This window comes from Burkholderia sp. BCC1208 (assembly GCF_902833095.1).
Lineage (GTDB): Bacteria > Pseudomonadota > Gammaproteobacteria > Burkholderiales > Burkholderiaceae > Burkholderia.
The window spans coordinates 295,524-307,256 of sequence record NZ_CADFDY010000005.1 but is presented as its reverse complement, the minus strand read 5'-3'; the positions used below and the strand labels follow the sequence as shown (position 1 = coordinate 307,256).

10 protein-coding genes are annotated in these 11,733 nt (G+C 66.7%); 6 read left to right on the top strand and 4 right to left on the bottom strand.

Features of this window, described 5'->3' with window-relative positions; genetic code table 11:
• Positions 1-54 precede the first annotated feature (54 nt).
• The 5 genes from ugpC (at position 55) to HWX09_RS14105 (ending at position 6,402) form a co-directional block, all read left to right on the top strand.
• Complete coding sequence (gene ugpC, locus HWX09_RS14125) at positions 55-1,212, top strand: sn-glycerol-3-phosphate ABC transporter ATP-binding protein UgpC (RefSeq protein ID WP_027781767.1); 1,158 nt, start codon at positions 55-57, stop codon at positions 1,210-1,212.
• 8 nt (positions 1,213-1,220) lie between these two features.
• A complete protein-coding gene (locus HWX09_RS14120; protein ID WP_027781768.1) occupies positions 1,221-3,212 on the top strand; it encodes a beta-galactosidase in 1,992 nt (663 codons plus the stop codon).
• Positions 3,213-3,273: 61 nt separating this feature from the next.
• Positions 3,274-4,533: an extracellular solute-binding protein gene (locus HWX09_RS14115; RefSeq protein WP_027781769.1), complete on the top strand. Its 1,260-nt coding sequence runs from the start codon at positions 3,274-3,276 to the stop codon at positions 4,531-4,533.
• A 54-nt stretch (positions 4,534-4,587) separates the two neighbouring features.
• Entirely contained in the window at positions 4,588-5,529 is a 942-nt protein-coding gene (locus tag HWX09_RS14110) for a sugar ABC transporter permease (RefSeq protein ID WP_027781770.1), read from the top strand.
• A gap of 21 nt (positions 5,530-5,550) precedes the next feature.
• Positions 5,551-6,402 (top strand): carbohydrate ABC transporter permease, encoded by an 852-nt coding sequence (locus tag HWX09_RS14105; protein WP_027781771.1) that lies wholly within the window; start codon positions 5,551-5,553, stop codon positions 6,400-6,402.
• 189 nt (positions 6,403-6,591) lie between these two features.
• Here the strand turns inward: HWX09_RS14105 and HWX09_RS14100 are convergent, their stop codons facing one another.
• On the bottom strand, positions 6,592-6,990 hold the full coding sequence (locus HWX09_RS14100; RefSeq protein ID WP_027781772.1) for a nuclear transport factor 2 family protein: 399 nt from the start codon (positions 6,988-6,990) through the stop codon (positions 6,592-6,594).
• Positions 6,991-7,072: 82 nt separating this feature from the next.
• Here HWX09_RS14100 and HWX09_RS14095 point away from each other — a divergent pair, with 82 nt between their 5' ends.
• Positions 7,073-8,014 (top strand): LysR substrate-binding domain-containing protein, encoded by a 942-nt coding sequence (locus HWX09_RS14095; protein WP_027781773.1) that lies wholly within the window; start codon positions 7,073-7,075, stop codon positions 8,012-8,014.
• A gap of 79 nt (positions 8,015-8,093) precedes the next feature.
• Here HWX09_RS14095 and HWX09_RS14090 read toward each other — a convergent pair whose 3' ends face one another.
• From HWX09_RS14090 to HWX09_RS14080, 3 genes are all read right to left on the bottom strand, one after another.
• Positions 8,094-8,477 (bottom strand): hypothetical protein, encoded by a 384-nt coding sequence (locus HWX09_RS14090; protein ID WP_027781774.1) that lies wholly within the window; start codon positions 8,475-8,477, stop codon positions 8,094-8,096.
• Positions 8,478-8,651: 174 nt separating this feature from the next.
• Complete coding sequence (locus HWX09_RS14085; protein WP_027781775.1) at positions 8,652-10,094, bottom strand: DEAD/DEAH box helicase; 1,443 nt, start codon at positions 10,092-10,094, stop codon at positions 8,652-8,654.
• Positions 10,095-10,129: 35 nt separating this feature from the next.
• Complete coding sequence (locus tag HWX09_RS14080) at positions 10,130-11,632, bottom strand: nitronate monooxygenase (protein WP_027781776.1); 1,503 nt, start codon at positions 11,630-11,632, stop codon at positions 10,130-10,132.
• Positions 11,633-11,733: the final 101 nt, after the last annotated feature.

Here is an 11,733-nt window from a genome sequence, read left to right as displayed (position 1 = left end):
GTGATTAAGCGCTTAATCACGCAGTATGGCGCATTAAAACATGGAGCGGAGACAATGGCGAGCATCTCGATGCGACGCGTGCAAAAAGCCTATGGCGAGCACGCGCCGGTCATTCGCGACGTCGATCTGGAGATCGGCGCGCACGAGTTCTGCGTGTTTCTCGGGCCGTCCGGATGCGGGAAATCGACGCTGCTGCGCATGATCGCCGGGCTCGAGGATCTGAGCGCGGGCGAGCTGTCGATCGATGGCCGCCGGGTCGACGACGTGCCGGCCGCCGAGCGCGGCGTCGCGATGGTGTTCCAGAGCTACGCGCTGTTTCCGCACATGACGGTGTACGAGAACATGGCGTTCGGGCTGAAGATCGCGCGCGTGCCGAAGGCCGAGATCGACCGGAAGGTGCGCGACGCCGCGCGGATCCTGCAGCTCGACACGCTGCTCGAACGCAAGCCGAAGGCGCTGTCGGGCGGCCAGCGGCAGCGCGTCGCGATCGGCCGCGCGATCGTGCGCGAGCCCGGCGTGTTCCTGTTCGACGAACCGCTGTCGAATCTCGACGCGGCGCTGCGCGGCCAGACCCGCATCGAGATCGCGCGGCTGCACCGGCAGTTCGAACGCGCGAGCGTCGTCTACGTGACGCACGACCAGACCGAGGCGATGACGCTCGCCGACAAGATCGTGCTGCTGCACGCCGGCGCGGATACCGCGCAGCACGGCAGCATCGCGCAGGTCGGCGCGCCGCTCGACCTCTACCATCACCCCGCCAGCCGCTTCGTCGCGGGCTTCATCGGCTCGCCGCGCATGAACTTCCTGCCGGCCGTCGTGACCGCGTGCGACGCGCATCGCACGACCGTCTCGCTCGTGCCGTCCGGCGAAATCTTCGTGCTGCCGCGCGACGGCTCGGCGTTCGGCGCCGGCGCCGCCGTGACGCTCGGCATCCGCCCCGAACACCTGACGCTCGGCGCCGCGCCCGACGCGACGACGCTCGCGCGCGACGTCGCGCTCGTCGAACGCCTGGGCGAGCAGACCTACGTGCACCTCGATCCGTGCGGCCAGCCCGACGCGACGCCGCTGATCGCGAAGGTACCGGGCGACGCGCAGGTGCACAGCGGCGAACGCGTGCACGTGCACGCGCCGGCCGCGGCCTGCCATCTGTTCACCGAAGACGGCCGCGCGGTGCCCGCGTGCGCCGACGTCCACGTTCACCACTACGCATAAGGATCGGCATGCGCCTCGGAGTCTGCTACTACCCGGAACACTGGCCGGAATCGATGTGGGCCGACGACGCCCGCCGGATGAAAGCGCTCGGCATCGCGCAGGTGCGGATCGCCGAATTCGCGTGGAGCCGCATCGAGCCGTCGCCGGGCGAATACGACTGGGGCTGGCTCGACCGTGCGGTCGACGTGCTCGGCGCGGCCGGCCTCGAGATCGTGATGTGCACGCCGACCGCCACGCCGCCGAAATGGCTGGTCGACCGCCATCCCGACATCCTCGCGATCGGCGCCGACGGCCGGCCGCGCGCGTTCGGTTCGCGCCGCCACTACGATTTCTCGTCGCCGACCTATCTCGAAGCGTCGCGCCAGATCTGCACGGCGGTCGCCGAACGCTACGGCCGCCACCCGGCCGTGCGCTACTGGCAAACCGACAACGAGCTGGGCTGCCACCAGACCGTCGTCAGCTACTCGCCGGCCGCGCTCGTGCGCTTCCGTGCGTGGCTGCAGACGCGCTACGGCACGATCGACGCGCTGAACCGCGCGTGGGGCACCGTGTTCTGGAGCATGGAGTATCGTCATTTCGACGAAGTGGATGCGCCCGTGGGCACGGTGACCGAAGCCCATCCGTCGCATCGCCTCGACTACCGGCGCTTCGCGTCCGACGAGCTCGCGCGCTATCACCGGATGCAGGTCGACGTGATCCGTGCGCACTCGCCGGGCCGGCCGGTCGCGCACAACTTCATGCAGCTGTTCACCGAGTTCGATCACTACGAAGTCGCGCGCGACCTCGACGTCGCGACGTGGGACAGCTACCCGCTCGGCGCGCTCGAGGAGCTGTGGTTCGCGCCCGACGTGAAGGCGCGCTGGCTGCGCACCGGCCATCCCGATTTCGCGTCGTTCAATCACGACCTGTACCGCGGCATGTCGAAGCTGCCGTTCTGGGTGATGGAACAGCAGCCGGGCCCCGTGAACTGGGCGCACTGGAACCCCGCGCCGCTGCCGGGCATGGTGCGGCTGTGGAGCTGGGAAGCGTTCGCGCACGGCGCCGGCTGCGTGTCGTACTTCCGCTGGCGGCAGGCGCCGTTCGCGCAGGAACAGATGCACGCGGGCCTGCACACCCCCGACGACAAGCTCGACGAAGGCGGCCGCGAAGCGCAGCGCGTCGCGCGCGAGATCGCGGCCGTGCACGACGCCGGCGCGGACGCGGACGCAGACGGCGCGGTGCGCGCACCGGTCGCGCTGGTCTTCGACTACGAGGCGAAGTGGCTGTTCGAAGTGCAGCCGCAGGGCGCCGATTTCCACTACCCGCGTTTCGCGTTCGAGTACTACTCGGCGCTGCGCTCGCTCGGCCTCGACGTCGACATCGTGTCGGCGCACGCGCCGCTCGACGGCTACCGTCTCGTCGTCGTGCCGCCGCTGCCGATCGTGCCGGACGATTTCGCGTCGCGGCTCGCCGCGTCGGGCGCCCACGCGGTGTTCGGGCCGCGCACCGGCTCCAAGACCGCCGACCTGCAGATCCCGCCGGCGCTGCCGCCCGGCCCGCTCGCGTCGATCCTGCCGGTGCGTGTGTGGCGCGCCGAATCGCTGCGGCCGAACGTGATCGAACGAATCGACGGCACGTTGCGCGACGGCGCGCCGCTCGCGGGCGAAGCGCGTCACTGGCGCGATCTCGTCGAGCTGCAGGACGACACGCGCAGCATCGTGCACGCGCGCTTCGCCGACCGTCATCCGGCCTGCATCTCGCACGGTACGCTGCACTACTGGGCCGCGCTGTTCGACGATGCGACCACCGTGCGCCTGTTCGCCGACGTCGCGGCCGAAGCGGGCCTCGCGCCGACGCCGCTCGCCGACGGCGTACGCGTGAGCCGGCGCGGCGGCCTGACTTACGTGTTCAACTACGCGAGCACACCGCACACGATCGACGCGGTGCCGCCGTCCGCGTTCGTGGTCGGCGCCGCGCAGGTCGAGCCGCAAGGCGTCGCCGTGTATCGAAGCCGTTCGTAACCCCTCCACCGGCGCCGCGACGCGCCGGTCACGCACAACGACACACAGGACTGGAGACACCATGACACATCGCCCCCTTCGCGCCGCCGCCCGGCTCGCCACGGCCGCCGCCGTCGCCTTCGCATCGCTCGGCATGACGGCGCCCGCCGATGCCGGCACGCTGACGATCAACATCGCGTTCAAGGGCGCGAGCCAGCGCGCCGTGTGGCAGTCGACGATCGAAGCGTTCCACAAGGCCCATCCCGACATCGACGTGAAGCCGACCTTCGTCGACGAGGAAGCGTACAAGGTGCAGCTCCCCGCATGGCTCACGACCGTCGCGCCGGACGTCGTGAACTGGCACGCGGGCGAGCGGATGGCGTACTACGCGAAGCGCGGGCTGTTCGAGGACCTGAGCGGCGACTGGGCGAAGAACGGCTGGGACGCGATGTACGCGTCGACGCGCAGCGCATCGTCGTACAACGGCAAGCAGTACGCGGCGCCGACCGTCTACTACTCGTGGGGGCTGTTCTACCGCAAGGACCTGTTCCGCAAGGTCGGCATCGCCGACGAACCGAAGACGTGGGACCAGTTTCTCGATGCATGCAAGAAGCTGAAGGCTGCCGGCATCACGCCGGTCGCGATCGGCGGCCGCGACGCATGGACGCTCGCCGGCTGGTTCGACTATCTCGACCTGCGTCTGAACGGCAACGCGTTCCACCAGCAACTGATGGCCGGCGACGTGTCGTACACCGACCCGCGCGTGAAGAAGGTCTACACGACCTGGAAATCGCTGATCGATTCTGGCTACTTCATCGACAACGCACTGTCCTACGATCTCGACGGCGCGCAGCCGTTCCTGTTCCAGGGCAAGGCCGCGATGATGCTGATGGGCACCTTCATCGCGGCGGGCTTCCCGCCGAACGTGAAGCAGGAAATGGGCTACTACCGCTTCCCGATCATCGACCCGAAGGTGCCGACCGCGGAGGACGGCCCGGTCGAATCGCTGCACATCCCGGCCAAGGCGAAGAACAAGGCCGACGCGCACACGTTCCTCGCGTTCGTCGAAACGCCCGAGATGGGCGCGAAGCTCGCCGAAGGGCTCGGCTCGCTGTCGGCCAACAGCAAGTCGCCGGAGCCCGCCGATCCGATCTCGCGCATCGGCTTCCGGATCCTCGCCGACACGAAGGGCGGCGTCGCGCAGTTCTACGATCGCGACATGACCAAGGAAATGGCCGACGAAGGGATGAAGGGCATGCAGCAGTTCCTCGCGAATCCCGCGCAACTCGATACGGTGCTCGCGCAGCTCGAACAGACCCGCAAGCGTATCTACAAGAAGTGACCGCGTGACCCCACCGGCGGCCGCGCGCCGCCGTGTCCGTTCAGGAGGCTTGCCGTGTCCAGTCCGATCGCGTCCCCCCCGCCCGCCGGCACCGCGCCGCCGCGCGGCCCATCCGCCACCACGCTGCCCGCGCGCCGCCCGTCGCCCGCCGTGCGGCGGCAACGGCGCGCCGCGTGGCTCTTTCTCGCGCCGGCCTGCGCGATGGTTGCCGTCTATGTGATCTGGCCGATCCTGTCGACGCTGTGGCTGAGCCTGTACAACTGGGACGGGATGACCGAGCGCACCTTCGTCGGTCTCGCAAACTACGCGGAGTTGCTGCACGCGCCGACGTTCTACACGGCGCTGCGCAACAACGTGATCTGGCTCGTGCTGTTCATGCTCGCGCCGCCGCTCGGCCTCGCGCTCGCGCTGTACCTGAACCAGGCGGTCGGCGGCATCCGGCTCGTGAAGTCGCTGTTCTTCGCGCCGTTCGTGCTGTCGGGCGTGGTCGTCGGGCTGATCTTCTCGTGGTTCTACGATCCGACCTTCGGCTTGCTTGCGCTGCTCGCCGGGCATGGCATCCCGGTGCTCGGCGACGCGCGCTATGCGACGTTCGGCATCGTGTTCGCCGCGCTGTGGCCGCAAACGGCGTACTGCATGATCCTGTATCTGACCGGCCTCACGTCGGTCAATCCGGAACAGATCGAGGCCGCGCGGATGGAAGGCGCACGCGGCTTCGCGCTGCTGTGGCACGTCGTGCTGCCGCAACTGCGGCCGACCACCTTCATGGCGATCGTCGTCACGGTGATCGGCGCGCTGCGCAGCTTCGACCTGATCTCGGTGATGACGGGCGGCGGCCCGTTCGAAAGCTCGACCGTGCTCGCGTATTACATGTACGACCAGGCGATCAAGTACTACCGGCTCGGCTATTCCGCGTCGATCGCGGTCGTGCTGTTCGCGATCATGCTCGTCTACATCGTGTTCCAGTTGCGCCGCATGCTGCGCAACGAGCAGTGACCTTTCGGGAGTTCATTCATCATGTTTCCGACACCCGTTGCCCACTGGAAGCCGGTATCGCGCCGGCTATACAAGCTGTCGCTGCCCGTCGCGCTGCTCGTCTGGCTGCTGCCGATGATCGCGGTGTTCGTCACGTCGGTGCGCTCGACCGAGGAACTCGTCGAAGGTCACTACTGGGGCTGGCCGCGCCGCTTCGCGATGATCGAGAACTATCGCGACGCGCTGACCACGTCGCCGATGCTGCATTACTTCTGGAACAGCGTGCAGATCACCGTGCCCTCGGTCATCGGCTCGATCGCGCTGGCGGCGATGGCCGGCTTCGCGCTCGCGACCTACCGGTTTCGCGGCAATACCGCGCTGTTCGGCACGTTCGTCGCCGGCAATTTCGTGCCGGTGCAGGTGCTGATGATTCCGGTGCGCGACCTGTCGCTGCGGCTCGGCGTGTTCAATACCGTCGAAGCGCTGATCCTGTTTCACGTCGCGTTCCAGACCGGCTTCTGCACGCTGTTCCTGCGCAACTTCATCAAGCAGTTGCCGTTCGAGCTGATCGAGGCCGCGCGCATCGAAGGCGCGGGCGAATGGACGGTGTTCTGGCGAATCGTGCTGCCGCTGATCCGGCCGGCGCTGGCCGCGCTCGCGATTCTCGTGTTCACGTTCGTGTGGAACGATTACTTCTGGGCGCTGTGTCTCACGCAAGGCGACGAGGCGGCGCCGATCACGGCGGGTGTCGCGGCGCTGAAGGGGCAATGGACGACGTCGTGGAACCTCGTATCGGCCGGGTCGATTCTCGCCGCGCTGCCGTCGGTCGCGATGTTCTTCGCGATGCAGAAGCATTTCGTCGCGGGGCTCACGTTCGGCGCGACGAAAGGCTGAACGCGCGCCAGCTGCGTCTTCGTATCTCCCCCTCCGCATCGTGAGGTTGCCCGCTTCGGCGGGCTTTTTTCATGCTTCGCGGGGTTGGTGGATGTCGGTTGGCAAGCCTGGGCGTGCGCGGAAGTTTGGCGTCGTGCGCAGCCGCCCTCCGCAAACGCCAGCCTTCGGTATCGAACGACAGCGATTCGGCTACGCGTACTTGTCGCCGACGGTACTGCGAATGGGATGGGTGTCGTAGACGATGACCATCCGTTCGATGAGCCCCGCGGTGTCGAACTCGAACACGTCGACGCACTCGAAGCGCGCCACCGAACCGTCTTTCAGGCCCCAGTCGTAGATGAAGTAACCTGTCGCACGTCGAGCCCCACTCGTGCTGACGCAGATGTCGATCGGTGTAATCTTGCTTTCTCCCGATGCGGCAGCGACCTTCGAAAAGAAGGGCCCCGGATGCATCCAGCCAAGAAATGGCGAGAAAATCCGCGCGTCCGGCGTAAATAGCGCGCAGATGGCGCCGACATCGCCTCGCTCCAGCTCCCGAAGGTAAGCGCGAACCTGTTCCGTGTAGAGTGATTCCGACGTTGAGCCCAAAATTATCCTCCGATCATTCGTTGACAACCCCGTTCATTCGCAAGAACAGGGCATCCGGCAGACGCACGATAGCGAGGCACCGATGACCGGACAATCGAAAAATTTGCAACCCGGGTATGCGGCGCATGCATATCCGCTGGCTGACCTGACGCGGCCGCTGCCGCCGCTGGCCGCGATTCAGTCGTTCGTCGCGGCGGCGCAGCTGGGTAGCGTCAGCAAGGCCGCGGATCATCTATGCCGCACGCAAGGTGCGGTGAGCCGCCAGATACAGCAGTTGGAAACGCATTATCGATGCGCACTGTTTGTGCGCCATGTATCGGGGCTGACGTTGACGCCAGAAGGCAATGCACTGCTGATGGTCGCGGTCAACGTGCTCACGCAATTGGTCCAGCACGCGGATTCCCATGCACGGGCGACCTCGGTGCTCACGTTGAAGTTGCCGTCCACGTTCGCCGTTCGCTGGTTGCTCCCGCGGCTGCCGGACATTCATCGCGCGATGAGCGGGACGGAGCTGCGTATTTCCACATCCGCGGACGACACGCCGGATTTCACGACGTCCGACGTCGACGCCATCATCGTGCGAGGCACGGGACAGTGGACCGGTATGGAAGCAGTACGGCTGTTTCCCGAGAGGCTCACGCCGATGTGCGCGCCGGCATTGGCGACATCGCTGCGATCCGTAGCCGACCTTGCGCATGTCGATTTGCTCCATCCCGGGCCCAGCCGCGCAGAGTGGCGATGCTGGCTCGATCACGTTGGGGCACGCCAGATCGATGCGGGACGTGGGCTCGTATTCGATACCCTCGAATTGACGCTCGCGGCATCGATGGAAGGACACGGAATTGCAATCGGCGACCCGCGAATGGCGAGAGACCGACTCCGTGCCGGATCGCTCGTGACACCGTTCGAGGATGTGGCGGAAGACGGCCTTTCCTACTTCCTCGTCTATCCGCCCCAACGTGCGGCACAACCGAAAATTCGGGCCCTCGCCGATATCTTGCTACGACTTGCGCGAGAAGATTGAGTGACAGGCGTGTCCGATATCTGTTGCGGAGCCGACGTTCAAATGGCGCACCCAACCTACCGACGAATGACGGGCCTGGTCAGAGATCGCCGCGCACTTCACCGGTTCCCAGCGCGCTGCGCTGCCGGTTGACTTCCGCCCAAAGCTCATCGCTGTCGTCATGGCGCAGCACGACCATGCAGTCCAGCTGATCGTCGGTCACCTCGAAGTATTCCAGGATTTCGCGCCGGACCCCATCGATGAACTCCGCGTATTCCGGGGTGGCCTCTGCCCGCGCGTGCAAGGCGTCGTATTCTGCATCGTCCGCGCCGCCACCGTGCTCGTCGATATAGCGCGAGATCCACTTGTCTCGTTCATGGTCGTAATCAGCCTCGGCGCGCATTGCTTGCACAGCGGTGTAGAAATCCAGTTGGGCAAACGCGGCGATCGCCGCCGTTGTCGCCTCGTCGAATGTCGTCGTCATTCCATCTCTCACTTCAGTCATCGCATATCGTCGGTCGCGCCGCGAAACCTCTATCGCGGGCGGTTTCATTAGGTCGTTGACGAGAAAACAGCAGCGCTGTTCCGAACCGTCCGTATTCGTTCACTCGTCGGACGGTTCAATCGTATCGGGTACGTTGAACCGGAAGGATTCAGTCTATCTCGACGGTTTGCCGGGTTTGCCGCGACCGCCGGCGGATTTGCCGGCAGCCTTCCCCGCAGCCGGCTTGCCACGCGGCTTCTGCGCACTGAACGGGCTACCGATGGTGTAGTCCCGGCCTTTACCGGCACCAGCGGCCGTCGCATGCGGCGCCGCAGCCTTGCGCTTGCCTTCGCCACCTTGCGCATGCGGCTTCTTGCCCGGCCCTTGTTTGGCGACCGGCACGGCTTGCTGCACCTTGGGCTTCTTCGGCTTTTTCGGCTTCTTGATGATCTGACCCGTCGCGCTGGTTTCCGGCACGCGGTGTTCGGCTTCGAAACCCGGCTCTTCTTCCCGCCGCAGCGTCTGCCGGATCAGTGCCTCGATCGCGGCCAGTTGCGGCGCTTCATCGGCGCACACGAGCGACACCGCCACACCGCTGGCGCCCGCGCGGCCGGTGCGCCCGATACGGTGCACGTAGTCTTGCGCGACGATCGGCAGATCGACGTTGATCACCAGCGGCAGATCGTCGATATCCAGCCCGCGCGCCGCCACATCGGTGGCGACCAGCATCTGCACTTCACCCGCCTTGAAACGCTCCAGCGCGCGCATACGCGCGGGTTGCGGCTTGTCGCCGTGGATCGTATCGACCGCATAGCCCGCTTTCTCCAGCATGATCGCCAGATAATCGACGCCATTGCGGGTCTTGACGAAGACCAGCGCGTGCTCCCACTTGTTCCGGGCCACCAGGTGCAGGAAGAGATCGGGCTTGTTCCGCTTGTCGACCGGCACCACCCATTGCTTGATCTTGCTCGCCGTGGCGTTGGGCGGGCTGACGCTGATATCGATCGGGCTGCGCAGGATGCCCGCCGCCATCGTGCGGATTTCGTCGGAGAACGTGGCCGAGAACAGCAGCGTCTGGCGCCTGGCGGGCAGCGCGGCAAAGACCGCATCGAGTTCGCGCGCAAAGCCGAGATCCAGCATGCGGTCGGCTTCATCCAGCACCAGCGTCTGCACCTGATCGAACTGCACGGCGTTCTGGCGATTGAGGTCGAGCAAGCGGCCCGGCGTGGCAACGAGCACGTCCACGCCCTTGCGCAGCTTCATCATCTGAGGATTGATGCTCACCCCGCCGTAGGCGGCGAGAAACCGCAGATCGAGCCCTTTGCCGTACTCGACGAAGCTTTGCAGCACCTGTTCGGCCAGTTCGCGCGTGGGCACCAGCACCAGCACGCGCGCGCGGTTGCTGGACACCGCCGGGCCGTGTTGCACCAGCCGTTGCAACAGCGGCAGCGCGAAGCCGGCCGTCTTGCCGGTGCCGGTCTGCGCCGCGGCCATGACGTCCTTGCCGCCAAGCACGGCGGGAATCGCCTTGGCCTGCACCGGCGTGGGTGTCTGGTAATTGAGGCCCTGCACATTACGCAGCAACGGCTCGATCAGGCCAAGCGAGGCAAAAGACATGGACGTATTCCGGACGAAAACCGCAATTCTAGCGGTTAGCGCGCCGGTTGCGCCCCATCCGCGCCGCCGCGCAACCGCCCATCCACCGTCCCGATATTCTTCTCGTGCGCCACCAGCATCAGCGACAGCGCATGATGCATATCCCGATCGGCGAGCGTCGGCAGCAAGGTCTGCAGCTTGCGCACGACCCAGCGCTGGCCGCGATTCAGGAACGCCATGCGCTCCGCGAGATCGTCGATCGCCATCGCCTTCTCGTAAAACGCGCCGGTCGCCCGCGTCGGGACCGCGCCGAGCGAGCGGATCGCGTCGACGAGCACACTGCACCAGTGCGCCTCGTCCTGGCGGATATGGGCGATCAGCCGATGCAGTTCGGGATCGTCGGTCACCTCGGCCGCCGTCTCGGACGCGACGCGCGCGCCCGCGCGCTCGGCTTCCAGCAATTCGTCGAGCGCAGCCAGCAACGCGGCGCGGCGTTCTTGTTCGCGTTCGTCGACAGCAGCGGCCGACGGCGCCGGGCCGCCTTTGTCGAGCATCGCGGCCGCACCGGCGACGATCCGGTGCAGCACGTCGCCGGCCATCTCGATTGCATCGATTCGCCCCGCACCCGTGCCCGCATACAGCGCCATCGCCTCGAAATCGCCGGTCATCGTGCGCAGCGGCGAATCGGTGCTGAACAGGTAGATCGGCCGCCCTTCCTCGTCGCCGATCACGGTGCGCGCGTCGCCGAACGGATCGCCGCGTTCGCCGCGCGTCACGCTCGACGGCAGCACGCGCACCATCGCGCCGCGCGGCCAGTTGATGTGGAAGATGTCGGTCAGCAGCGTATCGCCTTCGCGCGCCTCGACGATGCGCTGCTTGTGATACGCATGCGCGAACGATTCGTGCGTCGCGATGAAGGCCGTGCCGATCACCGCGCCCTGCGCGCCGAGCGCCATCGCGGCCGCCACGCCCGCACCGTCGACGATCCCGCCCGCCGCCAGTACCGGCACGTTCGCTGCGCCGATCACGTCCGGCAGCAACGCGGCAAGCGGCCGGTCGCCGCGTACGTGGCCGCCCGCCTCCCGTCCCTGCACGATCAGCGCCTGCGCGCCGGCCGCCTCGGCCGCGCGCGCATCGTCGAGCGAGCCGACCTGATGCACCACGCACACGCCTGCGTCGCGCAGGCGCCGCACGACGGCCGGCATCACGTCCCAGAACAGCGCGACGACGGGCACACGCAGCTCGATGCATGCGTCGAGCTGGGCATCGAGCAGATCGAGCGGCGTCGACGCGGGAATCAGGTTGATGCCGAACGGGCGATCCGTCGCCGCGCGCACTTGCTGAACCTCGCTGCGCATCAGCGCGACCGGCTCGCGCACCATGCCGAGAAAACCGAAGCCGCCGGCCGCGCTCACGGCGCCCGCAAGCTCCGCACGCGCGACCCCGCCCATACCCGCGAGGACGATCGGCCACGTGCAACCGAGCAGGTCGCAGATGGGGCGATGCAGAATCTGGACGGCGCGGGCGTCGTGCCCGTCGCCACGCGTCGGAATCGACATGCAGCATCCTCCTGTCAGAATCGGGACCGGTGACGTATCACGCTCGACGGTACACGGCGCGTGTTGCATTCACATGCACGAGCGATGACAAGCCATCCGTT

Bases quoted from the DNA above. Each gene is read 5' to 3' on its own strand.
- HWX09_RS14095 (WP_027781773.1), top strand. From the start codon at position 7,073: ATGACCGGACAATCGAAAAATTTGCAACCCGGGTATGCGGCGCATGCA.
- HWX09_RS14080 (WP_027781776.1), bottom strand. From the start codon at position 11,632: ATGTCGATTCCGACGCGTGGCGACGGGCACGACGCCCGCGCCGTCCAG.
- HWX09_RS14085 (WP_027781775.1), bottom strand. From the start codon at position 10,094: ATGTCTTTTGCCTCGCTTGGCCTGATCGAGCCGTTGCTGCGTAATGTG.
- HWX09_RS14115 (WP_027781769.1), top strand. From the start codon at position 3,274: ATGACACATCGCCCCCTTCGCGCCGCCGCCCGGCTCGCCACGGCCGCC.
- HWX09_RS14105 (WP_027781771.1), top strand. From the start codon at position 5,551: ATGTTTCCGACACCCGTTGCCCACTGGAAGCCGGTATCGCGCCGGCTA.
- HWX09_RS14090 (WP_027781774.1), bottom strand. From the start codon at position 8,477: ATGACGACGACATTCGACGAGGCGACAACGGCGGCGATCGCCGCGTTT.
- HWX09_RS14120 (WP_027781768.1), top strand. From the start codon at position 1,221: ATGCGCCTCGGAGTCTGCTACTACCCGGAACACTGGCCGGAATCGATG.
- ugpC (WP_027781767.1), top strand. From the start codon at position 55: ATGGCGAGCATCTCGATGCGACGCGTGCAAAAAGCCTATGGCGAGCAC.